The following is a 25,511-nucleotide window of genomic DNA, read 5'->3' as shown; positions in this document are numbered from 1 at the left end:
AATACCGCTTATTTCGCTCAAGTTCAGTTTTGAAAGGTTAAACCCTTTCAGTATGTTTTGTTTTGTTCCTTGAAAACTGGATAGTGAATGAATGTGTAAACAACGCAAGGATCGCAAGATCCGCTAGTAACATCTCTAAGATATTTTAGGATGCTTCCGAAGTAACGAATGTTGGATATGAAGCTTAACGCTTCAATCAGCAAATTCGTCTGGATAAGCTACTAAGAGCACACGGAGGATGCCTAGGCGCTAGGAGCCGAAGAAGGACGTGGCGAACGACGAAATGCCTCGGGGAGCCGTAAGCAGGCTTTGATCCGGGGATGTCCGAATGGGGAAACCCGGCTGTAGTAATGTACAGTCACTCTTAACTGAATTCATAGGTTAAGAAGAGGCATACCAGGGGAACTGAAACATCTAAGTACCCTGAGGAAGAGAAAACAATAGTGATTCCGTCAGTAGCGGCGAGCGAACGCGGAGGAGCCTAAACCGGTAAGCTTGCTTACCGGGGTTGTGGGACGTCTCACATGGAGTTACAAAGGAATGGGTTAAGCGAAGAGGTCTGGAAAGGCCCGCCATAGCAGGTAACAGCCCTGTACCTGAAAGTCCATTCTCTCCGAGACGGATCCCGAGTAGTGCGGGACACGTGAAACCCCGTATGAATCCGCCAGGACCATCTGGTAAGGCTAAATACTTCCTAGCGACCGATAGTGAAGCAGTACCGTGAGGGAAAGGTGAAAAGGACCGCGGAAGCGGAGTGAAATAGAACCTGAAACCGTGTGCTTACAAAAAGTCAGAGCCCGATCTATGGGTGATGGCGTGCCTTTTGTAGAATGAACCGGCGAGTTACGTTCACGTGCAAGGTTAAGGTGAGAAGCCGTAGCCGCAGCGAAAGCGAGTCTGAATAGGGCGACTAAGTACGTGGGTGTAGACCCGAAACCGAGTGATCTACCCCTGTCCAGGGTGAAGGTGAGGTAACACTCACTGGAGGCCCGAACCCACGCATGTTGAAAAATGCGGGGATGAGGTGGGGGTAGCGGAGAAATTCCAATCGAACTCGGAGATAGCTGGTTCTCCCCGAAATAGCTTTAGGGCTAGCCTTGGATTCTAGAGTCGTGGAGGTAGAGCACTGATTGGGTGCGGGGCCCGCCAAGGGTTACCAAGCTCAGTCAAACTCCGAATGCCATAGACTTATAGCCAGGAGTCAGACGGTGAGTGCTAAGATCCATCGTCAAGAGGGAAACAGCCCAGACCATCAGCTAAGGTCCCCAAGTGTGTGTTAAGTGGGAAAGGATGTGGAGTTGCACAGACAACCAGGATGTTGGCTTAGAAGCAGCCACCATTTAAAGAGTGCGTAATAGCTCACTGGTCGAGTGACTCTGCGCCGAAAATGTAACGGGGCTAAACACGCCACCGAAGCTATGGATTGATCGTAAGATCAGTGGTAGGGGAGCGTTGTATGTGGGTTGAAGGTGTACCGTAAGGAGCGCTGGACAGCATACAAGTGAGAATGCCGGTATAAGTAACGAAAAGACAAGTGAGAATCTTGTCCGCCGAAAGCCTAAGGATTCCTGAGGAAGGCTCGTCCGCTCAGGGTTAGTCGGGACCTAAGGCGAGGCCGAAAGGCGTAGTCGAAGGACAACAGGTTGATATTCCTGTACCACCGTAAGCCGTTATGAGCAATGGGGTGACGCAGAAGGGGAACGTTGCAGGCTGATGGAATAGCCTGTCCAAGCAGTGAGGCTGATGTGTAGGTAAATCCGCACATCGTAAGGCTGGGCTGTGATGGGGAGCGAAATATAAGTAGCGAAGAACATGTACTCTGGCTGCCGAGAAAAGCCTCTAGCCAGGTGATGGTGCCCGTACCGCAAACCGACACAGGTAGGCGAGAAGAGTATTCTAAGGCGCGCGGAAGAACTCTCGTTAAGGAACTCGGCAAAATGACCCCGTAACTTCGGGAGAAGGGGTGCCTCGGTAGGGTGAATAGCCCGAGGGGGCCGCAGTGAAAAGGCCCAAGCGACTGTTTAGCAAAAACACAGGTCTGTGCGAAGCCGTAAGGCGAAGTATACGGGCTGACGCCTGCCCGGTGCTGGAAGGTTAAGGGGAGCGGTTAGGAGCAATCCGAAGCTGTGAACCGAAGCCCCAGTAAACGGCGGCCGTAACTATAACGGTCCTAAGGTAGCGAAATTCCTTGTCAGGTAAATTCTGACCCGCACGAATGGCGTAACGACTTGGGCGCTGTCTCAACGAGAGATCCGGTGAAATTTTAATACCTGTGAAGATGCAGGTTACCCGCGACAAGACGGAAAGACCCCATGGAGCTTTACTGCAGCTTGATATTGGACTTTGGTACGATCTGTACAGGATAGGTGGGAGCCTGAGAAGGCGGAGCGCAAGCTTCGCCGGAGGCGCCGTTGGGATACCACCCTGATCGTATCGGAGTTCTAACCTGCGCCCGTGAAACCGGGTGAGGGACAGTGTCAGGTGGGCAGTTTGACTGGGGCGGTCGCCTCCTAAAGAGTAACGGAGGCGCCCCAAGGTTCCCTCAGAATGGTTGGAAATCATTCGAAGAGTGCAAAGGCATAAGGGAGCTTGACTGCGAGACATACAGGTCGAGCAGGGACGAAAGTCGGGCTTAGTGATCCGGTGGTACCGCATGGAAGGGCCATCGCTCAACGGATAAAAGCTACCCTGGGGATAACAGGCTTATCTCCCCCAAGAGTCCACATCGACGGGGAGGTTTGGCACCTCGATGTCGGCTCATCGCATCCTGGGGCTGAAGTAGGTCCCAAGGGTTGGGCTGTTCGCCCATTAAAGCGGTACGCGAGCTGGGTTCAGAACGTCGTGAGACAGTTCGGTCCCTATCTGTCGTGGGCGCAGGAAATTTGAGAGGAGCTGTCCTTAGTACGAGAGGACCGGGATGGACGTACCGCTGGTGTACCAGTTGTCTCGCCAGAGGCATCGCTGGGTAGCTATGTACGGACGGGATAAGCGCTGAAAGCATCTAAGCGCGAAGCCCCCCTCAAGATGAGATTTCCCAATCAGTAAGACCCCTTGAAGACGACGAGGTTGATAGGTTCGGGGTGGAAGTGCAGCAATGCATGGAGCTGACGAATACTAATCGGTCGAGGGCTTATCCAATTACCTGAATTAACAGGTTAACGCGTTGAGCATGCTTACGAAGCTAGCTTTGCAAGCAAAGCTCTCATTCATTCACATTCAGTTTTCAGGGTGCAAACCTTGATATTCCCTGATAGCTCAGTTGGTAGAGCACTCGACTGTTAATCGAGTTGTCACAGGTTCGAGTCCTGTTCGGGGAGCCATTTGGAGAGGTGTCCGAGTTTGGTCGAAGGAGCACGATTGGAAATCGTGTAGGCGCCACAAGCGTCTCAAGGGTTCGAATCCCTTTCTCTCCGTAGCTTTACCTCATATGTATGGGATTCGAGACCCGCGGGGTTCGGTGAAGCATAAGCTTCGTAAGGACCACATCGCATTCTCGAAACGTAGTGGAGAGCATCCCTTTCTCTCCGTAGCTTTACCTCATATGCTGTAGTACGGCCCGTTGGTCAAGGGGTTAAGACACCTCCCTTTCACGGAGGTAACAGGGGTTCGAATCCCCTACGGGTCACCATTCTTTCTACAGTTTAACTTTTCTGTAAGAAATTATGACTTGTACTTAGTGTAAAGTATATGTTAAGATACTACTTGTCCTTGTTTTTATGGAGGCTTAGCTCAGCTGGGAGAGCATCTGCCTTACAAGCAGAGGGTCGGGGGTTCGATCCCCTCAGCCTCCACCATATATACCTTATATTTAATGACGCGGGGTGGAGCAGCTCGGTAGCTCGTCGGGCTCATAACCCGAAGGCCGCAGGTTCAAATCCTGCCCCCGCAATAGTCTCTATTTATGAGATGAACATGCAACATAGTGTGGAGCCGTGGTGTAGAGGCCTAACATGCCTGCCTGTCACGCAGGAGACCGCGGGTTCGAATCCCGTCGGCTCCGCCATTTAATCTTTATTACTTGTAAGGCTCGGTAGCTCAGTCGGTAGAGCAGAGGACTGAAAATCCTCGTGTCGGCGGTTCGATTCCGTCCCGAGCCACCACTTACAATCTAGCGGTTCGGTTAAATTTAGAATCACTCGGATACAATATCATATGCCGTTGTAGCTCAACTGGTAGAGCAACTGACTTGTAATCAGTAGGTTGGGGGTTCAAGTCCTCTCGACGGCACCAGCTTTAACTTGGAGGATTAGTGAAGTGGCTAAACACGGCAGACTGTAAATCTGCTCTCTGACGAGTTCGGTGGTTCGAATCCATCATCCTCCACCATATAGGGGCATAGTTTAAAGGTAGAACAAAGGTCTCCAAAACCTTTGGTGTGGGTTCGATTCCTGCTGCCCCTGCCAACTTAAACTTATGTGGCGGTCGTGGCGAAGGGGTTAACGCACCAGTCTGTGGCTCTGGCATTCGTGGGTTCAAGTCCCATCGATCGCCCCATAATATCTTTACCTAACTTTTAAATTAAACAGCAAGTTTGTTGGGGATTAGCCAAGCGGTAAGGCAACGGACTTTGACTCCGTCATTCCAAGGTTCGAATCCTTGATCCCCAGCCATTATATTACTTGCGGAAGTGGCTCAGCGGTAGAGCATCGCCTTGCCAAGGCGAGGGTCGCGGGTTCGATTCCCGTCTTCCGCTCCATCTAATTCATGGCGCCATAGCCAAGTGGTAAGGCAGAGCTCTGCAAAAGCTTTACCCCCAGTTCGAGTCTGGGTGGCGCCTCCACAACACTCGCCGGAGTGGCGGAATCGGCAGACGCACAGGACTTAAAATCCTGCGGTGGGTGACCACCGTACCAGTTCAAGTCTGGTCTTCGGCACCATTATTACCAAGCAGCAACATTTGCGCCCTTAGCTCAGCTGGATAGAGCGTTTGACTACGAATCAAAAGGCCAGGAGTTCGAATCTCTTAGGGCGCGCCATCTTTACATGATTAGCCGGTGTGGCGGAATGGCAGACGCGCGCGACTCAAAATCGTGAGGGAAACCGTGGGGGTTCGAGTCCCTTCACCGGCACTACTAGTAAGATGAAAGAAACCATCAGAACGTTCTGATGGTTTTTTTGTGCCTATGTACATATATGACAAAAGGCACCTATCCATCCGGAAGGTGCGGTGAGAACTTATAGTTTTTCCAACAGATGCGCCACTAATCCGAGCCCAACGCCTACAATGTAGGCCATCTCAAATTGCCATTTGAACCTTTTCTGCACCATCGAGGTCCCGCCCTCCTAAAAATAAGTGAGTTAGATGTAATGGCAGTATATTCACTAGAGCAATCAAGCGTGAGGGTTTCTGGATAAAATGGGCTTAATCAAGCTTTCTGTTGAAAATGCAGAGGGCTGTGTCATAATGAAACCAACATCCTAAAGGAGGCAGCATTATGCACATACGTCCATTAACCGCTGATGAGTTTGAGCTGAGCTTGGAACTTTCCGAATTCGCCTTTCAGTTTGAGATGACTAAAGCTGAGCGTGAAGAGAGGAAGGCGTATTTTGAACCGGAACGAATCTGGGGCTGTTTTGAGGACGACAAGCTCCTCGCGAAACTCGTATTGCTCCCTCTGGAAACATACATCCAGCAAACGCCTGTTGCTATGGGAGGCATAGCGGGTGTAGCGACATGGCCCGAATATCGCCGTCAGGGGCTGGTAACCCAATTGTTGCAACACGCTCTTTTACTGATGCGAGAAAATGGTCAGACGTTATCCTTTCTTCACCCGTTCGAATTTCCGTTTTATCGTAAATATGGTTGGGAAACTTATATTGAGTATAAGAAATACATAGTAGATGCGGCTAAACTTCCCGTGCGCACAGCATACCCAGGTACGATTACAAGAATTAAACCTGACGCGTCCCGGATAAATCCTGTGTACGAAGCATTCGCTAAACGATATAACGGCACTCTGGTGCGTTCAGATTCATGGTGGGAGCGATCCGTATTTGAGCGAAAGGGTGGTCAATTCGCGGTGTACCAGAATGCGGAGGGGCAAGACCGGGGATATATACTATACAAGGTGAAGGACAAAGAGATGGTTATTCATGAAATGGTCTGTCTTGATCTGGAATCGGAAGATGCATTATGGTCTTTCGTAGGTAATCATGATTCGATGATCGAGAAGGTGAAGTTGACAGCCCCTGCGGATGACAGATTACCATTCAAGCTGAGGAATCCGCGTATAACGCAGGAAACTGTACCGTATTTTATGGGGAGAATTGTAGATTTCACAGGCTTTCTAGGCCAGTATACATTTGCTCCGACCTCAGATCTGAATGCCAAGGAGATCATAGTGCTGGCTATTGAGGATCCGTTTGCACCATGGAATCAAGGCACGTTTGCTATCGATATATCAAGTGAAGGTAAACCGGAAATAGCTTCTACAGACGAAAGGCCGCAGCTTCGAATGGATATCCAAACGCTCTCAGCGCTGTTCTTAGGTTATTTAAAACCGCTCGAGTTGTATCAGTTGGGACGAATTCAGGGAGATTACGACCAGGTTCAGCGGCTGGAGCAACGAATCCCGCCTAGCACAACATATTTGATGGATTTCTTCTAAATTACCTATACTTCCGCAAAGAAACCGTTCATGGCCATGGCCGTTGAACGGTTTCTTTAGCAGTTACATCCACTTCTCGCCCCAGTCTTGAATCGACTCAATAACATGCTCCAGGCCCTTTCCTTTATCCGTTAAATCATATTCAATGCGCACGGGTGTTTCCGCATAAACATTCCTGCGTATAACGCCGACTTGTTCAAGCTCTTTCATGCGTTCCGTTAATATTTTGTCACTCATATCCGGAATCTGTTCTTTAATATCTTTAAATCGACGGGGCCCACCCAACAACACCCGAATAATCAAGCCGGTCCACTTCTTACCTAGTAAGTCAATGGCGGATTCGTAGCGGGGGCACATTTTTGAATAATCCATTGTCCATCACCTCTGTATCTATTTTACCATAATAACTTTAATAAAGTAAGTGAGTACCATCCAGTAAGTGTAAGTAAATTAAATAAGTTAAGTAGCTTGACAAAAGTAAGTAAATTAAGTTAATATAAATATATAAGTTACACACTAAAATAAAGTACAGGAGGAAACAAAGATGGAAATGATGGATTTAGGATTATTGATTATACGGGTAGTAGTTGGTTTGTTGTTTGTAGGGCATGGTGCGCAGAAGTTATTGGGTTGGTTTGGCGGTTACGGTTTAAAAGGCACAGCAGGTTGGCTAGACTCCATTGGGATGAAACCAGGTATGACGATGGCCATTATGGCAGGTGCCAGTGAAATGCTGGGTGGATTGCTGTTAGCAGTCGGTTTGTTCACTTGGGTTGGCGCGGCGCTTATTGTTATTACGATGGTAGTATCAATTGCTAAGGTTCATGGATCTAACGGCTTATGGGTTACACAAAACGGTTATGAATATAATTTGGTTCTGATTGTAGTAGCTATAGGAGTGGCAATGATCGGTGCAGGTGAGTTTTCCTTGGATGCAATGATTCAATAACTTGTTTACACTATAAGATGTGAAAGGTGTGATGAGATGATCTCAGTATATCCGGCAAGTTCACGTTATTCTGCTGACCATGGTTGGCTTCAAAGTCATTTTAGCTTTTCCTTTGCCGATTATTATGATTCCGACAATATGAATTTCGGCCCATTGCGGGTGCTTAACGACGATATAATTGCAGCGGGTAAAGGTTTTGGTATGCATCCTCATCGTGAAATGGAGATCGTGTCCGTTGTGCTTCGTGGGCAATTACAGCATCAGGATAGTCTAGGCCATACAGCCGTTACAACATATGGTCAAATTCAACGAATGTCCGCAGGCAAGGGTGTCATGCATTCAGAATTCAACCCTTCAGAGAACGAGGATATGAATCTGCTGCAAATGTGGTTTATGCCCAATCAGGAAGGGGTTCAGCCTTCATACGAAACGACAACATATGATCTTGCCAAAACAGTCAATATCCTGCTACCGATCGTGTCTCATCAGTCATCGGCAGAAGTCGCCCACATTCACCAAGATATGACGATGTATATGTCGCGTCTGGAGCAGGGCAAAGAAATTTCGTTTAATCAAGCCCAGAATCGTCGAATATTCGTATTTGTGACTGAAGGCGAGATTACTATTAATGGAAGTACGCAGCTGCACAACCGGGATTCCGCGAGGATTACTGAAACTACAGCTTTAAATATTAGTTCAGTACAAGGCGGAAGTTTCATTCTCATTGATTTGCCCTGATTGAATAAGATACGTCCGTTTAGAACGACCTTGATTCACGAGGTCGTTCTTTTTTGCTATTCGAATATTCAAAGCCGTTGACTCTCATAGGGGACTTTCGTTTTTCACTTGACTGTAGTTAAGGTGACGCCAATTCTTACTTTTACTGGGATTAGGTTGTGTTACAATGAAGCTGTTCTTAAATTGAAAGCCTTTCCATATCAAAAAATATAGAAGAGGAGTCCTGCATTTATGCAAATGTCATTTCGCTGGTTCGGGAGTTCGGATCCTGTGACTTTATCGAATATACGCCAGATTCCAGGCGTCCAAGGTATTGTTACCGCCATATATGATGTACCTGTCGGAGAGGCATGGCCGGCGCATTTGATCGATGCCTTGAAAGACCAAGTTGAGGCGCACGGATTTCGCATATCGGTCATAGAGAGTGTACCTGTACATGAGGATATTAAACTTGGACTTCCGTCTCGGGATCAACTCATCCACAATTATAATCAAACGCTGCGTGAATTAGGAAAAGCGGGCGTACCCGTCGTCTGCTACAACTTTATGCCTGTGTTCGACTGGACACGGTCTCATCTGGCCCATCTCTTACCGGACGGTTCCTATACGCTTACTTATGAAGATGAAACAATGCTCAGGATGGATCCGGTTAAAGGGGATCTGTCTCTGCCGGGCTGGGATGCAAGCTACACCAAGCATGAGATGGAAGCATTAATCAACGCTTACGCGGATATGGATGAAGAGAAGCTTTGGGCCAATCTGGCTTATTTCCTCGAGCAAGTCATTCCCGTTGCTGAAGAATCCGGCATCCGGATGGCCATCCACCCCGATGACCCGCCATGGCCCATATTCGGTCTCCCCCGGATCGTGAGTAACCTGGAGCAATTAAAGAGAATCACAGAACATGTGAACAGCCCGGCTAACGGCATTACGTTCTGTTCAGGTTCCCTGGGAGCTGCGGAAAACAATGATCTCATTGAAATTATTCGTTATTTTGGATCGCGGGGGAAATTACATTTTGCACATACACGAAATATTTTGCGCACCGGCCCGAGGTCGTTTCAGGAATCTTCGCATCGTTCATCCGATGGCTCGGTAGACATGGTACGAGTACTGGAAGCACTCCATGAACAAGGTTTCAGTGGTCCTCTAAGACCTGATCACGGGAGGATGATATGGGGAGAAGAAGGGCGTCCCGGCTATGGACTGCATGACCGAGCATTGGGTGCCACGTATCTAAACGGTATATGGGAAACGCTTGAGAAGATTAAAACTACATAGGAGGCCGGAATAATGTCAATGAAATTATCTGTATTTACAGTTGCCACCCCTGAACACACCCCGGAGGAGTTATGTACATTGGCTGCTAAAGTCGGCATTCGCGGTCTGGAATGGAGATGTGCGGATATGGATCCGGCATTGGTTGACGAGGAGCCGAGTTTTTGGGGTAACAACCGGGCTACATTGCCACTGTCTGCAAATGAAGAGGAACTGGCGCGTTTCGATAACGCGGTCCGCGAAGCAGGCTTAGAAACAGTGGCGGTAACGCCATATGTGCAGTGCGGAGATTTGGAAGGCACCGAAACCGTGTACCGTTTAGCAAAGCGGCTGGGAGCGGATCGTGTCAGAGTAGGGGTACCCGCTTACAATCGAACACGTCCATACGGAGAGTTATATGATGAGGCATCCCTGTTCTTAACTCAGGTTGAGGAGCTTAGCCGCACCTATGGAATTAAAGCGTTGGTGGAGACACACCACAATACGATTGTGCCAAGCGCTTCCCTCGCTCATCGGTTAGTCAGTGCTCATAACCCGGAGTATGTCGGTGTATTGTATGATCCGGGCAACATGGTCATTGAAGGGTATGAGAACTATCGTATGGGATTGGAACTGTTAGGTCCTTATCTCGCGCATGTTCATATTAAAAATGCCGGGTGGATTCCGGACGCCAATCAGCCGAACACGGAAATTGCCCGGGGAATAAGCAAGAAGGAACGTGATATTATGCAGCCTTTGACCTGGTCGTCAACATGGTTGCCTGTCGCTAGCGGGATCGTGCCATGGAAACAAGTGCTGGCCGATTTAAAGGCTGTCGGTTATGAAGGTTGGTACGGTGTAGAGGATTTCAGCGGCTCCTATGCTTCGGAAGACATGTTAAAAAATTACGTGAACCAAATAAACCAATGGATGGAGGAATTAGCATGAGTGCAACTGTGGTGCGTTACGGCATTATTGGCGCTGGTAATATGGGCATGGGACATATGAACACATTCCTCTCCGGAGCCATCCAAGGGGCGGAATTAACGGCGGTATGTGATGTGTCGGCGCAAAAAAGAGCTGAAGTGAAAGAAAAGTGGAGTCATCTGCAAGTGTTTGAGCATGTAAAGGATATGCTGCACTCTGGAGCTATTGACGCGGTACTGATCGCCACACCCCATTACATGCACCCATCAGAAGCTATGGAGGCTTTCCGGGCCGGACTGCACGTATTAATTGAGAAACCGGCGGGTGTGTACATTAAGCAGGTTCGGGAGATGAATACAGCGGCACAGCAGAGCGGCAATGTATTTGGCATCGTATACAATCAACGTATGAATCCGATGTACCGCAAGTTACGGGAGCTGATCCAAGAAGGAGAGCTGGGTACGATCCGGCGTACGAACTGGATTATAACGAACTGGTATCGTCCGCAAGCGTATTATGATTCCGGGAGTTGGCGCGCTACATGGAGCGGAGAAGGCGGAGGTGTCTTAATTAACCAGTGCCCTCACCAGCTGGATTTATGGCAATGGACCATCGGGATGATGCCTAAACGGATGCGAGCTTTCTGTCAGTTCGGCAAACACCGGGATATTGAAGTGGAGAATGACGTTACCGCCTATGTGGAATATGAGAACGGAGCTACCGGCTTATTCGTGACTTCCACTGCGGAAGCGCCGGGAACCAACCGATACGAAGTAACCGGAGACAGGGGAAAAGTCGTCATTGAAGACGGGATGCTAAGTTTCTGGAGGTTGCGTGAGTCCGAGCAGGATTTTAACCAACGGAATACCCAGGCCTTTGGCGCCCCGGAGTGCTGGAAAATTGAGTTACCCGCTTTCGGACCAAGTCCCGAGCATGCGGGAATACTGCAAAACTTCACCGATGCCATTCTTAAAGGCACTCCACTGGTAGCGCCCGGGGAAGAAGGCATCCACGGCTTAACGCTATCCAATGCGATGCATTTGTCCACATGGTTGGACGATTGGGTGGATCTGCCGTTGGATGAAGATCTCCATGAAGCGGAGTTACGCAAGAGAATAGAAAGTTCGCGACATAAAGTAACGACAACCTAGCTTAAGTGAGGAGTGGAAGCCGATGAGTATAATGCAAAGCAAAGACGGTATGAATTACGCGCCTGTTTCTTTAAAAAAGCCGCAACTAGTCTGTGGTCCTGGTGAGTTCGTATTTGCGGCGATGGCTTTGGACCACGGCCACATCTACGGCCAAACGAACGGTTTATTGGAAGCGGGCGGAACCTTGAAATGGGTATGGGATTCCGATCCGTTGCGCGCGGCTCAGTTTGCCCAAAGATACCCTCAAGTCAAGATTGCCGAATCTCAAGAGCAGATTCTGGACGATCAAGAGGTCAAGCTTGTCGCCGCCGCGGCCATTCCTTCGGAGCGCGCAACACTAGGCATGCGTGTAATGGACGCGGGCAAGGATTACTTTACCGACAAGACACCTTTCACGACTCTGGAGCAATTGGCGGCGGTACGCGTTAAAGCAAGGGAAACCGGACAGAAGTATATGGTCTACTACAGCGAAAGGCTGCATTCAGAGAGCGGTGTATACGCGGGAGAGCTGATCAGGCAAGGGGCTATCGGCCGCGTCCTGCAGGTTATGGGCACAGGACCTCATCGGTTAAATCAGGCCACAAGACCCGATTGGTTTTTCCGCAAGGAACAATACGGCGGGATTCTGACCGATATCGGCAGTCATCAAGTCGAACAATTTCTCTATTACGCCGGTTGCGCCGACGCGCGGGTACTTCACAGTAAAGTGGCCAATTATCACCATGCGGACGTCCCGGAGTTCGAGGATTTCGGCGATGCCACGTTGGTGGGCGATAACGGGGCTACGAACTACTTCCGGGTAGACTGGTTTACTCCGGACGGGTTAAGCAGTTGGGGAGATGGCAGAACGATCATTATGGGCACGGACGGGTTTATCGAATTAAGAAAATATGTAGATATAGCCCGGGAGTCAAGCGGAGATCACGTGTATCTGGTCAACGGGGAAGGCGAGTATCATTATGCCGCTAGTGGAAAGACAGGCTATCCCTTCTTCGGACAACTGATCCGGGACTGTCTGGACCGCACAGAAACCGCGATGACCCAGGAGCACGCCTTTAAAGCCGCGGAGCTGTGTATGCTTGCCCAACAGCAATCTATCCGAATCCCTTATTAAATATATAGAATTTTGGGCGAATACCCAATCAACATGATACACTCTTGTATATTACCGGTTGTCACAACGGATTCATGTACAAGGGGGAAAGGGAAGTGCCGCTTTCCATGCAATGGCAGCAACCGATTGAGATTCAATACAGAGTTTCTGAACCTTTGGTAGGCGCGCAATTTCATTCCCACGCGTTCTACGAAATTTATTACTTTCATAGCGGTGACTGCAATTATTTAATCGGCGATCAACTGATGAAGCTCCAGACGGGTGACCTGATTCTCATGCACGGCATGACTTTACATAGTCCTCATCCGTCCTTGCATGTCCCTTATGTCCGGTCTATTCTACATTTTGACCCGGCTTATCTGTTTACTGTACTCAGGCCTGAGAAAGCGTCCGAATTGTTGCAGCCCTTTGAAGAGTTGCAGAACATTCGATTATCCCTGGAGCCTTCCAAACAAGCAGAGCTGGAGAAAACATGGGGTGAGCTTTCTGTCATCCACAAAGAGCGGATCCACGAGGGCGGGTCGGAGGATTACGGACGGTTCACGTTCCGTTTCTTTGAATTACTTCAGCTTATTCGGCATTGGTGCACCCAACCTGTAAGGGAAACGGCTTACCGGTCTCAGAAGGAAGAGCATGTACAGCATGTCATCACCTTCCTGGAGCAACATTACGCCAAGGAGATTACGCTGGACCAAATAGCCGAAGCCTTACATTTAACGAAGCCGTATTTATCCCATATGTTTAAGGAAGTCACAGGAACGACCGTGTTCAAATACTTATACAACAGACGCATTAATCAGGCCAAAATGATGTTCAGGTTACATCCCGAGCAGTCCGTAACCGATGTCTATAAAGCGGTAGGATTTGAACACGCGGCTCACTTCAGCCGGATGTTTACGGCTGTGGCCGGTTGTAATCCTGCGGCATACCGGAAGAAGATGAAGGAAGAAACAGACGGCAGAGGACGTGCGGTACAAGAAGAAAAGCGCGGCAGCTCACCATAAGTGAGGAGATGGCTCATGGATATGTCTTCAATGTTTGATCTTACCGGGCGTACCGCCGTCATCATCGGCGCAGGCAGTACGCTGGGAGCGGCTATGGCGGAAGCGCTCCACAGCCAAGGGGCGCATACGGCGCTCGTGGTTCGCAATCCGGAGAAGGCCGAGGGCTTGCTGGCGCCGCTGCTTGCATCGGAGAAGGCGCGCCTGTTTCAAGGAGACGCTGTCTCCAAAGATGATCTGGAACGCGTCTGCAAGGAAATCACGGCATGGAGCGGGACGCCGGACATCCTGTTACATACGGCAGGCGTGAATAGCGCGACGCCATTTTTTGAAATTACCGAAGATGAATGGGACCGGATTATGGATGTAAACGCGAAGAGTGTGATGCTTGCGTGTCAAACCTTCGGCAAAGCGATGTCGGAAAACGGACGCGGCGGAAGTATCATTACCGTCTCTTCGGTATCTTCCGGCCCGCCGTTGTCCCGCGTGTTCACGTATTCGGCGTCCAAGCATGCCGTAAACGGAATAACCCAGTTTCTGGCCCGCGAGTTCGCGCCGCATGGCATCCGGGTGAACGCCATCATTCCGGGCTTCTTCCCGGCGGAACAGAACCGTGCCATTCTCTCACCGGAGCGGGTGGCGTCTATTATGGCGCATACACCGATGAATCGATTCGGCGAGCCGAAGGAGCTGCAGGGCACGGTCGTTTGGCTGGCTTCCGAGAGGGCCTCGGGCTTTGTTACCGGTTCCTTAATCCGTGTTGACGGCGGCTTTGGAGCCATGACGATATAGAAGTTATTGAAACCCGCGGGGCTTCCAGCCGCGGGTTTTTATTTTGCCCATAAGGATTAGACCGCCTGAAGCCCATGAGACAACCCGACTTAAGTCTAGGTATAAATACCGTCGGGGGTCCGTTTTGGCAGCCTCGTTATTCGTCTAGAATAAAGACATAAGAAACAGCAACACACGAAAGGCGGTGAGAGAAATGAGAATGAATGGAAAGAATGGTTTCGCGCTTCTGTTGATCGCATTAGGTGCAATGATCGTACTCGGTAAGTTAGGGATTCTTGGCGGATTGTTTGGTCTCATCATCCCGGTTATCATGGCAGGCCTCGGATATATGGGCATTCGCAACGGAAAAGGTTTTATCGGCTGGACCTTGCTGATTATCGGCGGATGCATCCTTCTGGGGAAGTTGTCCGGATTAATCTGGATCTTGTTCGCGGCAGGCTTTATCGCTTACGGCGTATCTATGCTAAAGAGAAGTTCAAGTGTGTAACGATGTGAATAGGAGGAGAAAGAATGAGCGTAATGAAGAGAATGCGGGATGTCACGTTAGCGACTTTCAACGACATGCTGGAGAAGTCAGAAGATCCCGTTCGCTTGATTGATCAATACTTAACGGCGCAGAGTGATCAAATTATAGAGTCAGAGAAAGTATACAGTCAGCTTTCACAGCATGTGGGGCAGTTACGGCAGCAATATTTGCAAGCGGAGCAACTGAAGACGAAGCGCGAAGATCAAGCGAAGCTGGCGCTTAAAGCGGGCGAAGACCATTTGGCTCGAATCGCCCTTCAGGAGAAGGTGCTGCAAGAAGAGCGATCCGGACAATATCTGGCGCTTTACGAGCAAGGCGCGGAATCGTTGAAAGAGCTGGAAGAGCAGCTTCGCAGCCTGAAAGCGGATTACCAAAGTGTATATGATAAACGGCATTTCTATGTGGCCCGCCTCGAATCGATTCGTCTTCAACAGAAGCTGAACGAGCGGTTAGGCGGCGCGGGTGGCAGTGCACGAATCTTCGACCGGCTGGAAGAGAAGCTGACGGATCTGGAGCTTGAGACCAAGAGCTTGCGTGAGTTGCGCAAATCGGGGCAAGAGCTGGCCGCTCATGCCGGTTCTGCTATGCAGGCCGCGCTGGATAAAGAAATGTTGAAGCTCAAAGCGAAACTTGAACAGGAAGGTTGGATGAAATCATGAAGAAGCTTTACCGCTCGCAAAGAGATAAGAAGCTGTTCGGGATCGCCGGCGGACTGGCCGAGTTATTTCATATCGACGCTACCCTGCTGAGATTGTTGTTCGTGATAACAGCATTCTTCTCCGGAGGGGTTATTATACCGATTTATATACTGGCCGCGCTGGTCATTCCTAAAGAATTCGATGTACCCCATGGACCCTTCGGCAGGGACCCGTTTCAACCCGGTTGGGCCAACGCATGCGGAGGACACGTTAAGCAGAACCAACATGCACAATATGGACAACATGCACAACATGCACAATATGGACAACAAGGTCAGTATGGTCAACAGCAAACGCCTTCCAATACCATCGATGAGATGATGAAGGATGTTGAACGCAAGGCGATGTGGAAAGAAATTGAAGAGCTTCGGGCCAAAGTGGCCAAATATGAGAAGGGGGAAGTGTAAACAATGGGAGTATTTAAACGAATTAAAGAAATGACGGTAGCTTCGATTCATGAGGTGTTAGATAAGGTGGAAGATCCATCCGTAATGCTAAACCAATATTTACGCGATATGGAAAGCGAGATTCACCAAGCAGAGCTGACGGTAGCCAAGCAAATGGCTAACGAGCGCAAGTTAAAGCAACGCCTGGACGAAGCGGTTCGTGTCAGCGCAGTTCGTGTGGAGGAAGCAGGCCGCACATTGACAGACGGTAATGAAGAAGCGGCGAGAGCGTTGCTTGAAGAGAAGCTCGTGCAGGATCAGAAAGCAGCTGAATTCAATGAGCTTCATGAGCAGGCCGCAGCCCAAGTTGAAGAGCTGGTCGCCCAGTTGCATGAAATGAAGGAAGAATACTACCGTCTTCGCAACAAGCGGAATGAATTAACCGCTCGGGCTCAGGCAGCCAAGGCGCAGAAGCAGATCGCTCAGGTTACCAATGTCGCTGCCATTGAAAGCGGCTCGGCAGCCCGCGGCTTCCAGCGCATGGAAGAGAAGATTATGCAAATGGAAGCGGAAGCTTCGGTTGCACGTACCGTGAACGGATTTAGCCGCAATGATGCTGCGGCAAGCGCGGCTGCTGCCAACCCGGAGCTTTCCATGAAGCTGGACGAGGAGCTTCGGAAGCTTAAGGGAAAAGTAAACAATACTCCGGCGGAAGAAGAGAACAAGGGTATCGAGCTTCAAAAATAAGCTTTGAGCCATGTGCTCCCTGTATGATATGATGAATTGCAATTGGAGAAAAAAGCCACTGGGCGGTGAGTAATAAGCCTGTGGCTTTTTTGCCAAGTTATGAACGATAACCTTAAAGGAGGTGCGGCATGGAAAACCGTAAACGAAATACAGCCATCGCGCTGATCGTGTTCGGTATCATCATATTGTTCGGTAAACTGCTAGGATTCTTCACCATCGTCGCGCTGTGCATGATCTGGTTCGGGGCTCACCGAATCCGCACCTCCAGGCAAAGCTCAGGCTATATATTGATTGCCATCGGGTCTTTAATTATCATATCGGAGCACCTAACCTTAATTATCGCCATCTTAGTATTGTCATTGGGACTCTTTTATTGGAAATCCAAACGCACTCATAAACACGCCACCTATACGCAAAAACAGAGCTTTATCCAGAGTTTACGGTGGGACCGGGAGCCTTGGGTTCTCAAACATATGAGCATCTGGAACGTTGTCGGCGAAATTCATATGGACTTGTCCAAAGCGCTCCCCGAGGAGAAGGAAGTAACCTTGATCCTGCAAGGCATTGTAGGGGACGTGGATATAACCGTACCGGAAGATATGGGGCTCATCGTGCATGCATCCGTATTGTTCGGCCAAGTGGATATCCGCTCGGAGAAAGAAACAGGTCTGCTTAACAAGGTCATCTGGCAATCCGCCAACTACGAAACCAGTACGCAGAAAGTGAAACTCTCTTTGTCGTATATCGTAGGAGACTTAGATATTCGAATTCTGTAATTACGAAATGAACGAAAGGAGCATGCGCAGGGTGGAAAATAAACGGTTGACCAACATGGTTTGGCGCGGTATGGGTGAAGCCATCCTGTTAAGCGTGCTCTTGTGCGGGATTTTCTTGTACTTTATGTATGTGTTCGGTTTCCCCTTAAACAGGTTAACCTGGCAAGGAGGGTTACATCTCGGATTAACGCTGGGTTCGGCTGTGGTGATGATCGGGGCCGCTTACGGTTTCTGGCAATTTCATAAGCTGAATCGGCGTCTTGAAGTGCTGTATGAATCGATGCTTTATCTGGAAAAAGGAAACCTGGCTCGTCCGGTGCCCGATCTCGGCGAAGATGAAATCGGCCGGCTGGGTGAACAACTGGGACGGATCAGCCGGAAGTGGGAGGAGCAGGTGAACTCTCTGCAACGACTGTCCACCAACAATGCGCAGCTGGCGGAGAAAGCGCGGTTTTCCGCCGTTACGGAAGAGCGGCAGCGGTTGGCCCGGGAGCTTCATGACGCGGTAAGCCAGCAACTGTTCGCGATTTCTATGACCGCGACCGCGGTGGGCCGAACGTTGACAGTCGACTTCGACAAAGCGCAGCGGCAGATCGGACTGATTGAGGAAATGGCGTCGGTCGCCCAGTCCGAGATGCGCGCTTTGCTGCTTCACTTGCGTCCGGTGCACCTGGAAGGAAAGAAGCTTTCGCAGGGCTTGCAGGAGCTTGTGCGTGAATTGAGCGATCGGGTGCCCATCGATATCACATTTGAGATGGACGACCATATTCGTCTGGTGAAAGGTGTCGAGGATCATCTGTTCCGGATTGTGCAGGAAGCCCTGTCCAACACACTTCGTCATTCCCGGGCGACGAGAATGGAAATTCGGTTGCAACAACGGGGAGATACCGTGAAGTTGCTCATTATAGATAACGGCGTCGGCTTCGACTTGGAATCACAGAAACAAGCGGCTTATGGATTGGTTTCCATGCAGGAGCGAGTGAATGAAATCGGTGGAGCCATTGATCTGATAACCGCGCCAGGAAAAGGGACGAGAATCGATATACGAATTCCCGTTATTGTAGAAGGAGGAGAAGGACATGTCTGAAGCCGAAACCATTAAAGTATTGCTTGTCGATGATCATGAGATGGTGAGAATCGGCCTCGCCGCGGTGCTGTCCACAGAGGAAGGTATTGAAGTGGTAGGCGAGGCGAGCAATGGAATGGACGGCATCCGTCTCGCGCAGGAATATAATCCGGATGTGGTGTTGATGGATTTGGTGATGGACGGTATGGATGGAATTGAAACGACCCGCCGCTTGCTGCAAATTTGCCAGGACTGCAAAGTGATTGTGCTCACCAGCTTTCTGGATGACGAGAAAATGTATCCGGTTATTGAAGCGGGGGCGTTCAGCTACTTGTTGAAAACATCCCGAGCGGGTGAAATCGCCCAAGCCATTCATGCGGCAGCCCGCGGGCAGTCCATTCTGGAGTCCCAGGTGGCTTCCAAGATGATGAACCGTTTCCGGCAGCCTAAAGCCGTCGCGGCTCCTCATGAGCAACTCACCGAGCGAGAAATGGAAGTGTTGCGGCTCTTGTCCCAAGGCAAATCCAACCAGGAGTTGGCGGATGAGTTGTTCATCGGCATTAAGACGGTGAAGTTTCACGTCACGAATCTGTTGGCGAAACTTGGAGTGGAAGATCGGACGCAGGCAGCCATCTACGCCTTTAAGAACGGGTTGGCGGAATAGGTTCAAATCCAACAAAACGCAAGGCGATTCGGAACAATGACTCCGAATCTTGCCATGCGTTTTTTTTTGGCTTAGCTCCTTTGAGTTAATTAGATGAGCAACAGCAGAAAAGCGATGGCGGCGATATCGAAAGCCAGTCTGGAGCCAAAGCCAAAGCCGTAACCGTAGCCGCCGAAGCCTCCGCCAAACCCGCCGTACCCCGGACCATAGCCGTAACCGAACGGACCGCCGAAACCGGAGGTTGTCGCTTGAAGAGGAGTCGATTTGGAAGGATTGGCTGCTTTGGAGTTTTTAGCTTTCTTGCCGATTTTCTTTTTGGGCGCTTGAACTTGGGTAATCGCGGCAGGTGAATCAAAATCATTAAGAATAACCTGACCGTTATGCAGTCTGCTCAGAACACCGACATGTCTTGAACCGTCTTTCATCATTACGCATACCATTTGACCGCAATGCGGGTTCACAACTTCTTCGCATAAAGGGTGGAGAGGATACATAGCGGTTACACCTCCTGCTTTTTGTACACAATATTCAGTAGGTGTTTGCTCCGTATGGACAGGTGCCCGGGTATACGGGCCTAATTTAAAAAAGCGATAAATTATAAGGTTTATGCGGGTTTGGCATTAAATATTTTTATAGTGTTGAAATGGGATATCGAATAGCACTTCGATAATGAATGTGCTAAACTAACGAACATAAGGCGAGAAATCGCATCAAATTACATAGGAAAGAATGATGATGATGAATAGTTCGAGCAACGAGTTTAATATAGCTACGAATGCCTCATTTCTAATTTTCGGAGCTACGGGGGACTTGGCGCGCCGCAAGTTATTCCCCGCTATCTATAGTTTGTACCGCGAAGGCAAGCTGGCAGAAGACTTCGCTGTAATCGGAATCGCCAGAAGAAACAAGACCAATGAGGAATTCAGAGCGGACTTATATGAATCTATTCAGGAGTTTTGCCGTTACAAGGCGGACTTGAACGATGAATGGGAACGTTTTGCGGAGCATTTTGAATACAAGTCCTTGGACAGCTCCAACGTGCTTGGTTTCCATGAACTGAAGGATTTGACGCATACCCTGGAGCAGAAGTTCAACATTCCCGGCAACCGGTTGTTCTATCTGGCACTGGCTCCGGAACTGTTCGGCAACGTGTCTCAGAATTTGCGTTCGGGCGGTCTGCTGGATTCCTCCGGCTGGCATCGTCTTATTATTGAGAAGCCGTTCGGTTATGATTTGAAATCAGCTGAGACGCTGAACGCGCAAATCCGCGAGGTATTCAGCGAGGATGAGATTTACCGGATCGATCATTATCTGGGTAAGGAAATGGTACAGAATATTGAAGCTTTGCGGTTTGCCAACGCGTTCTTCGAACCGCTCTGGAACAACAAACACATCGCCAATATTCAGGTTACTTTGAGTGAAACCGTGGGTGTTGAAGAACGCGGCGGGTATTATGACAAGTCCGGCGCGCTGCGCGATATGGGACAGAATCATATGCTGCAGATGGTCACAATGATCGCGATGGAGCCGCCAAGCCGGATGATGCCCGAAGATATTCGCGATGAGAAGGTGAAGGTGCTTCGCTCTCTTCGCGCATATGCGTCGCCGAATGAAGTGCGCCAGAACGTGGTTCGCGGACAATACAGCGAGGGCGCCCTGAAAGAGAAGCAACTTCCGGCATACCGTCAAGAGGATTCCGTAAATCCGGCTTCGACAACGGAAACCTATTTCGCGGCTAAGGTATTCGTGGATAACTTCCGTTGGGCAGGCGTTCCATTCTACGTGCGGACAGGCAAGCGTCTTCCGGTCAAGACGACCGAAATCGTAGTGGAGTTTAAGAATGTCCCGGAGAATGTTTACTTTGCCAAGAAGAATGTGCTGCAACCGAATTTGCTGGTCATCCGCGTGAATCCGATGGAAGGCATTTTCATCAAAATTAACACAAAGAAATCCGGCTCCGAAGGGACGATCATCCCGATTGCGATGGAATTCTGCCAGAGCTGTGAAATCGGACACAATACTCCGGAAGCTTATGAGCGGTTGATTAACGATGCGGCACGGGGAGATTCTACGTATTTCACACGTTGGGATGAGGTCGCGCTGGCTTGGTCCTTTGTGGATCGCATCGCGCAAGCGTGGATGGAAGGATCGTCGGACTTATATCATTATCCTGCGGGCTCGTGGGGTCCGGACCAGGCGCATTCGCTGCTTGCCGAAGACGGGTTTAAGTGGTGGCCTGTGAACGGCCAAGAGGAAGACGATGTCATCTGGATTTCCGGGAAACAGGGATAGTCAAAATTAAAGTGCAGGCAGGTGAAGGAATCCAACCGCAAGGGGGAGGAATTTACCTGCTTTTTATTATGGATGTTATGCTAAGTTGGAGAGGAGAAGGGAACGATGGGACAGAAGCAGGTCAAAGTCTATCATTATGACGCGTTTACAGACATACCCGGAAAAGGAAACCCCGCAGGCGTCGTGTTTGATGCGGATGCCTTTACCGAGGAGCAGATGGTGCAAATTGCCCGCCGGGTCGGGTTTAACGAAACGACGTTCGTGCAAACATCCGCGCTGGGTACGTTACGGCTTCGTTATTTCACTCCGGGGCACGAGATGAATTTATGCGGTCATGCCACCGTTGCGTCGCTCACAGCTTTGTGGGAACGTGGCGTGCTCGAGGAAGATGCCGAAATTCTGGTGGAAACCAAGGCAGGGTTGTTGCCGATGAAACTCATTTCTTCGGAGAAGGGGGTAGCCATATACATGCGCCAAGCCGCTCCGGAATTCATCTCCTTCGAAGGCGATGTTGGCGAGTTAATGGCATCCATTGGACTCACGACAGCCGACTGGGATGAGCAATATCCGATTGTTTACGGCAGCACGGGGATCTGGACTCTGCTCATTCCAATACGCACGTTAGAAGCTTTTGAACGGATGATACCGAACAATAAGACATTCCCGTCCATCTTGACGCAGATCCCGAAAGCATCCTTGCACCCTTTTGCCGCCGAAACCATTCATCCCGATTGTCACATGCACGCCAGACACTTTTCCTCTCCCTACTCGGGTACGATTGAAGATCCTGTTACGGGAACGGCTTCCGGTGTCATGGGCGCTTATTGGCTGCAATATATGCATCCGAAACAAGCCAGCGCGGAGGTTTGGGTAGAACAGGGACGGGAAGTCGGCAAGGATGGGAAGGTTTTCGTGCAAGCGATGCGAAAAAACGATATAATAGAGATTACGATTTCAGGCACCGCCGTCCTTACAGGCGAATTAGATATACAATACGATGACTAGGATGAAGGGAATAACGCATAGATGAGTAAAACACTGGCAGATGAGCTATTGAAAGAAGTCAAGAAGCGCCGCACGTTCGCAATTATTTCTCACCCCGATGCCGGAAAAACGACATTGACCGAGAAATTGTTGTTATACGGGGGCGCCATTCGTTTAGCCGGTACGGTGAAGGGGCGTAAAGCAAGCCGTCACGCCACGTCGGACTGGATGGAAATTGAGAAACAACGGGGAATCTCGGTAACGTCCTCCGTGATGCAGTTCGATTACGAGGGACACAAAATCAACATCCTCGATACCCCGGGTCACCAGGATTTCTCCGAAGATACGTACCGCACACTGACCGCGGCGGATAGCGCAGTGATGCTGATTGACGTAGCCAAAGGGGTCGAGGCGCAGACGAAGAAGCTGTTTCAGGTGTGCCGCAAACGGGGCATCCCGATTTTTACATTTATTAACAAGCTGGACCGTGAAGGTCAGAACCCGTTTGATTTGCTAGAGGAACTGGAACAGGTGCTTGGCATCCGTTCTTATCCGATGAACTGGCCGATCGGTATGGGTAAGGAATTATGCGGCGTCTATGACCGTACGAAGACGCAAGTGGAGTTATTTCAGGGCGACGATCATTCCACAATTGCCGTGCGTAAAGTCAGCGGCTATGATGATCCGATCATTAAAGAGATGGCGGGCGATTATTTCTACGATCAGCTGCAGCAGGATCTGGAGTTGTTGGATGTCGCGGGGGACGAGTATGACTATGATTTGATTCGTTCGGGCGAGCTGACACCGGTCTTCTTCGGCAGCGCGATCAACAATTTCGGCGTCCAGACATTCCTGGAAAACTTCCTGGAACTGGCTCCGATTCCGACAACTCGCAACAGCAGCAACGGACCTGTGGAACCGACGGAAGAGAAATTCTCAGGCTATGTGTTCAAAATTCAGGCGAACATGAACCCGGCTCACCGGGACCGACTGGCGTTTCTGCGCATATGCTCGGGCAAGTTCGAACGCGGCATGGCGGTTAAGCATGTTCGCGCGGGCAAGGATATTAAGCTGGCCCAGCCGCAGCAGTTTCTTGCCCAAGACCGGGATATTGTAGACACCGCCTATCCGGGCGATATTATCGGATTATTTGATCCGGGTATCTTCCGAATCGGAGATACGTTAGTTCAAGGCGGAAACTTCGTGTATGATGAGCTGCCGACGTTCTCGCCGGAGATTTTTGCGAAAGTGGTCGTCAAAAATGCCTTGAAGCACAAGCAGTATCAGAAGGGCATTGACCAGTTAACAGAAGAAGGCACCGTGCAGGTGTTCAAAACGATTGGATTCGAGGACGTCATTCTCGGCGTAGTAGGCCAGCTGCAATTCGAAGTGTTCGAGTACCGTATGAAAGGCGAATACGGCGTGGAGATTCAACTGCAGCGCATGCCGTTCCAGTTCGCGCGTTGGATTGTGGATGAGAAGATTGATCCGTCGAAGTTCCGGATTAATTCGCAGCTCGTGAAAGACAAGAACGACAACTACGTCGCTCTGTTTGAGAACGAGTACGCCATGCGTACTGCGATTGACAAGAACCCGAGCGCGAAGTTTTTGGAGACGGCCCCTTAACAATATAAAGCGAAAGATAGTCCCGTTCAGTGAACGGGGCTATTTATGTTCGCTCGATAATTCCTATTGACAGAAAAGCGTTTTCAAGCGAAAATGTACACGTGTACATTTTGACGGACTGAACGGAACCATCAATAGAACTGAATAACGGGGGGCTTGCCATCAGCAGGAAAGAAGTAGCCAAACGGGCGGGTGTCTCGGAAGCAACGGTGTCCAGGGTGCTTAATAGCGTGGGGCCGATTGCGGAGAAAACACGGGACCGGGTGCTTGCGGCGGCGAAGGAACTTAATTATCATCCCAGCGCGCTGGCCAAGAATTTCGTGAAACGCAAGAGCGGCAATATCGGTGTTATTCTCCCTTATGTGCCTAAGGTCCATATTTTCTCCACCTACTATTTCTCGGAAATTCTCAGCGGGGTAGGGGAAGCCGTGAAACAGCACGGATATGACCTGTTGCTGCTGTTCACTACTCCCCAGGAAGGGGTAATGAATTACAGTCTGTATTTTCAGACGCAGAAGGTGGATGCCTGCATTATTCTGGGGGCCCGGGATACCCTCGAAGAACGTGAGGCGCTGGAGGACTTGGAGCGGAACGGATACCCTTTTTGCCTGGTGAATCAAAGGTTTGAGGGGTCGAACTACAACGGCGTAGACGCGGATCATGTTCAAGGCAGCTACGAAGCGGTTCAATATTTGCTGCAGCAAGGCGCAAGGGAGATCGGTTTTGTGAACGGGCCAACCATGTATTCGAACAGCAGGGATCGGTTGCAAGGGTACCGCAAAGCGTTAGACGAAGCCGGTGTGGCTTTTCGTACGGACCTTCTTTATGAAGGGAACTACAGCCGGAAGAGCGGTGAAGCGCTTGCGCGAGTCATTGCGGAGCAGGTCCCGCGCCCTGATGCGGTGTTCGCTGCCAATGACCGGATGGCGATCGGTTTGTTACAGGGTTGGAAGGCGATAGGTCTTGAAGCGGGCAGGGATATAGCTCTGATCGGCTATGACAACTCCGATACGGCGAAGGTGACAGACCCGCCGCTAACCTCCGTGGACGTGCCCTTCTTCGAAATGGGGCGCCAGGCGGTTCAACTTCTCATGGATGAGATGTCCGCAGTAAACGAGTTAAGCGAGGAACATTCCAAACAACGCATTCATTTGTTACCGACAAAGCTGGTCGTTCGCCGTTCTTCCCAATGGGATCATAATTAAAGGA

At 50.0% G+C, this 25,511-nt stretch carries 22 protein-coding genes, 17 tRNA genes and 1 rRNA gene; 38 read left to right on the top strand and 2 right to left on the bottom strand.

Translation table 11 applies throughout. The features are described 5' to 3' along the window. The first annotated feature begins 211 nt into the window (after nt 1-211). The 19 genes from SY83_RS00810 (at nt 212) to SY83_RS00720 (ending at nt 6,608) form a co-directional block, all read left to right on the top strand. Nucleotides 212-3,138, top strand: a 23S ribosomal RNA gene (locus tag SY83_RS00810). A 106-nt stretch (nt 3,139-3,244) separates the two neighbouring features. Further along, nucleotides 3,245-3,320, top strand: a tRNA-Asn gene (locus SY83_RS00805). 3 nt (nt 3,321-3,323) lie between these two features. Continuing rightward, nucleotides 3,324-3,413, top strand: a tRNA-Ser gene (locus SY83_RS00800). A gap of 140 nt (nt 3,414-3,553) precedes the next feature. Further along, nucleotides 3,554-3,628, top strand: a tRNA-Glu gene (locus SY83_RS00795). Nucleotides 3,629-3,718: 90 nt separating this feature from the next. Continuing rightward, nucleotides 3,719-3,794, top strand: a tRNA-Val gene (locus SY83_RS00790). 21 nt (nt 3,795-3,815) lie between these two features. Continuing rightward, nucleotides 3,816-3,889, top strand: a tRNA-Met gene (locus SY83_RS00785). A 37-nt stretch (nt 3,890-3,926) separates the two neighbouring features. Next, nucleotides 3,927-4,003: transfer RNA gene (locus SY83_RS00780), tRNA-Asp, on the top strand. Between the two features lie 21 nt (nt 4,004-4,024). After that, nucleotides 4,025-4,100, top strand: a tRNA-Phe gene (locus SY83_RS00775). Nucleotides 4,101-4,154: 54 nt separating this feature from the next. After that, nucleotides 4,155-4,230 (top strand) — tRNA-Thr (locus tag SY83_RS00770). 10 nt (nt 4,231-4,240) lie between these two features. Next, a tRNA-Tyr gene (locus SY83_RS00765) sits at nt 4,241-4,326 on the top strand. Between the two features lie 3 nt (nt 4,327-4,329). Then, a tRNA-Trp gene (locus SY83_RS00760) sits at nt 4,330-4,403 on the top strand. A gap of 15 nt (nt 4,404-4,418) precedes the next feature. After that, a tRNA-His gene (locus SY83_RS00755) sits at nt 4,419-4,494 on the top strand. A 41-nt stretch (nt 4,495-4,535) separates the two neighbouring features. After that, a tRNA-Gln gene (locus tag SY83_RS00750) sits at nt 4,536-4,610 on the top strand. An 11-nt stretch (nt 4,611-4,621) separates the two neighbouring features. Beyond that, nucleotides 4,622-4,696, top strand: a tRNA-Gly gene (locus tag SY83_RS00745). A 10-nt stretch (nt 4,697-4,706) separates the two neighbouring features. Further along, a tRNA-Cys gene (locus tag SY83_RS00740) sits at nt 4,707-4,780 on the top strand. Between the two features lie 8 nt (nt 4,781-4,788). Then, nucleotides 4,789-4,877, top strand: a tRNA-Leu gene (locus SY83_RS00735). 22 nt (nt 4,878-4,899) lie between these two features. Next, nucleotides 4,900-4,976, top strand: a tRNA-Arg gene (locus SY83_RS00730). Nucleotides 4,977-4,990: 14 nt separating this feature from the next. Beyond that, nucleotides 4,991-5,069 (top strand) — tRNA-Leu (locus tag SY83_RS00725). A 366-nt stretch (nt 5,070-5,435) separates the two neighbouring features. Continuing rightward, nucleotides 5,436-6,608 (top strand): GNAT family N-acetyltransferase, encoded by a 1,173-nt coding sequence (locus SY83_RS00720; protein ID WP_068603374.1) that lies wholly within the window; start codon nt 5,436-5,438, stop codon nt 6,606-6,608. A 63-nt stretch (nt 6,609-6,671) separates the two neighbouring features. On the opposite strand, the gene SY83_RS00715 is transcribed toward SY83_RS00720, so the two are convergent. Continuing rightward, a complete protein-coding gene (locus SY83_RS00715; RefSeq protein WP_068603372.1) occupies nt 6,672-6,980 on the bottom strand; it encodes a winged helix-turn-helix transcriptional regulator in 309 nt (102 codons plus the stop codon). Nucleotides 6,981-7,158: 178 nt separating this feature from the next. Here SY83_RS00715 and SY83_RS00710 point away from each other — a divergent pair, with 178 nt between their 5' ends. The 15 genes from SY83_RS00710 to SY83_RS00640 all read left to right on the top strand — a co-directional run bounded on the left by SY83_RS00710 (nt 7,159) and on the right by SY83_RS00640 (nt 19,400). Beyond that, nucleotides 7,159-7,557 (top strand): DoxX family protein, encoded by a 399-nt coding sequence (locus tag SY83_RS00710; RefSeq protein WP_068610695.1) that lies wholly within the window; start codon nt 7,159-7,161, stop codon nt 7,555-7,557. A gap of 36 nt (nt 7,558-7,593) precedes the next feature. Beyond that, nucleotides 7,594-8,295, top strand: coding sequence for a pirin family protein (locus tag SY83_RS00705; RefSeq protein WP_068603371.1), 702 nt, complete (start codon nt 7,594-7,596; stop codon nt 8,293-8,295). A 231-nt stretch (nt 8,296-8,526) separates the two neighbouring features. Then, nucleotides 8,527-9,576, top strand: coding sequence for a mannonate dehydratase (gene uxuA / locus SY83_RS00700; protein WP_068603369.1), 1,050 nt, complete (start codon nt 8,527-8,529; stop codon nt 9,574-9,576). 12 nt (nt 9,577-9,588) lie between these two features. Next, entirely contained in the window at nt 9,589-10,500 is a 912-nt protein-coding gene (locus SY83_RS00695) for a sugar phosphate isomerase/epimerase family protein (RefSeq protein ID WP_331709967.1), read from the top strand. Then, nucleotides 10,497-11,630, top strand: coding sequence for a Gfo/Idh/MocA family protein (locus SY83_RS00690; protein WP_068603367.1), 1,134 nt, complete (start codon nt 10,497-10,499; stop codon nt 11,628-11,630). The genes SY83_RS00695 and SY83_RS00690 overlap by 4 nt, the downstream gene beginning before the upstream one ends. A 31-nt stretch (nt 11,631-11,661) precedes the next feature. Continuing rightward, the gene (locus SY83_RS00685; RefSeq protein WP_068610692.1) at nt 11,662-12,744 is read left to right on the top strand and encodes a Gfo/Idh/MocA family protein; all 1,083 of its coding nucleotides are present in this window, start codon (nt 11,662-11,664) and stop codon (nt 12,742-12,744) included. A 95-nt stretch (nt 12,745-12,839) separates the two neighbouring features. Further along, complete coding sequence (locus tag SY83_RS00680) at nt 12,840-13,748, top strand: AraC family transcriptional regulator (RefSeq protein ID WP_231891337.1); 909 nt, start codon at nt 12,840-12,842, stop codon at nt 13,746-13,748. Between the two features lie 21 nt (nt 13,749-13,769). Beyond that, the gene (locus SY83_RS00675) at nt 13,770-14,537 is read left to right on the top strand and encodes an SDR family oxidoreductase (RefSeq protein ID WP_407944619.1); all 768 of its coding nucleotides are present in this window, start codon (nt 13,770-13,772) and stop codon (nt 14,535-14,537) included. A 193-nt stretch (nt 14,538-14,730) separates the two neighbouring features. Continuing rightward, entirely contained in the window at nt 14,731-15,024 is a 294-nt protein-coding gene (locus SY83_RS00670) for a LiaF transmembrane domain-containing protein (RefSeq protein WP_068603362.1), read from the top strand. Between the two features lie 23 nt (nt 15,025-15,047). Next, on the top strand, nt 15,048-15,722 hold the full coding sequence (locus tag SY83_RS00665) for a PspA/IM30 family protein (RefSeq protein ID WP_068603361.1): 675 nt from the start codon (nt 15,048-15,050) through the stop codon (nt 15,720-15,722). After that, nucleotides 15,719-16,168, top strand: a complete 450-nt coding sequence (locus tag SY83_RS00660; protein WP_068603359.1) for a PspC domain-containing protein — start codon at nt 15,719-15,721, stop codon at nt 16,166-16,168. Before SY83_RS00665 ends, SY83_RS00660 begins: the two co-directional genes overlap by 4 nt. A gap of 3 nt (nt 16,169-16,171) precedes the next feature. Further along, on the top strand, nt 16,172-16,894 hold the full coding sequence (locus SY83_RS00655; RefSeq protein ID WP_068603357.1) for a PspA/IM30 family protein: 723 nt from the start codon (nt 16,172-16,174) through the stop codon (nt 16,892-16,894). 128 nt (nt 16,895-17,022) lie between these two features. Continuing rightward, on the top strand, nt 17,023-17,670 hold the full coding sequence (gene liaF / locus SY83_RS00650) for a cell wall-active antibiotics response protein LiaF (RefSeq protein WP_068603348.1): 648 nt from the start codon (nt 17,023-17,025) through the stop codon (nt 17,668-17,670). A gap of 7 nt (nt 17,671-17,677) precedes the next feature. Continuing rightward, nucleotides 17,678-18,757 carry a sensor histidine kinase gene (locus tag SY83_RS00645; RefSeq protein ID WP_231891336.1) on the top strand — a complete coding sequence of 360 codons (1,080 nt, stop codon included), beginning with the start codon at nt 17,678-17,680 and terminating at the stop codon, nt 18,755-18,757. Next, on the top strand, nt 18,750-19,400 hold the full coding sequence (locus SY83_RS00640; RefSeq protein ID WP_068603346.1) for a response regulator: 651 nt from the start codon (nt 18,750-18,752) through the stop codon (nt 19,398-19,400). The genes SY83_RS00645 and SY83_RS00640 overlap by 8 nt, the downstream gene beginning before the upstream one ends. Nucleotides 19,401-19,489: 89 nt before the next feature. On the opposite strand, the gene SY83_RS23205 is transcribed toward SY83_RS00640, so the two are convergent. Further along, nucleotides 19,490-19,894, bottom strand: coding sequence for a hypothetical protein (locus SY83_RS23205; protein ID WP_068603344.1), 405 nt, complete (start codon nt 19,892-19,894; stop codon nt 19,490-19,492). A gap of 241 nt (nt 19,895-20,135) precedes the next feature. On the opposite strand from SY83_RS23205, the gene zwf reads away from it, so the two are divergent. The 4 genes from zwf to SY83_RS00615 all read left to right on the top strand — a co-directional run bounded on the left by zwf (nt 20,136) and on the right by SY83_RS00615 (nt 25,507). Continuing rightward, nucleotides 20,136-21,692 (top strand): glucose-6-phosphate dehydrogenase, encoded by a 1,557-nt coding sequence (gene zwf / locus SY83_RS00630; RefSeq protein ID WP_231891418.1) that lies wholly within the window; start codon nt 20,136-20,138, stop codon nt 21,690-21,692. A gap of 105 nt (nt 21,693-21,797) precedes the next feature. Next, the gene (locus SY83_RS00625; protein WP_068603342.1) at nt 21,798-22,697 is read left to right on the top strand and encodes a PhzF family phenazine biosynthesis isomerase; all 900 of its coding nucleotides are present in this window, start codon (nt 21,798-21,800) and stop codon (nt 22,695-22,697) included. Nucleotides 22,698-22,718: 21 nt separating this feature from the next. Beyond that, nucleotides 22,719-24,302 carry a peptide chain release factor 3 gene (locus tag SY83_RS00620; RefSeq protein ID WP_068603339.1) on the top strand — a complete coding sequence of 528 codons (1,584 nt, stop codon included), beginning with the start codon at nt 22,719-22,721 and terminating at the stop codon, nt 24,300-24,302. Nucleotides 24,303-24,511: 209 nt separating this feature from the next. Next, nucleotides 24,512-25,507 carry a LacI family DNA-binding transcriptional regulator gene (locus SY83_RS00615; protein ID WP_231891335.1) on the top strand — a complete coding sequence of 332 codons (996 nt, stop codon included), beginning with the start codon at nt 24,512-24,514 and terminating at the stop codon, nt 25,505-25,507. Nucleotides 25,508-25,511 lie beyond the last annotated feature (4 nt).

Origin of the sequence: Paenibacillus swuensis, from assembly GCF_001644605.1 — a bacterium.
Classification (GTDB): domain Bacteria; phylum Bacillota; class Bacilli; order Paenibacillales; family DY6; genus Paenibacillus_N; species Paenibacillus_N swuensis.
The sequence above is the reverse complement of the archived record's forward strand: the minus strand, read 5'-3'. Positions and strand labels throughout refer to the sequence as shown.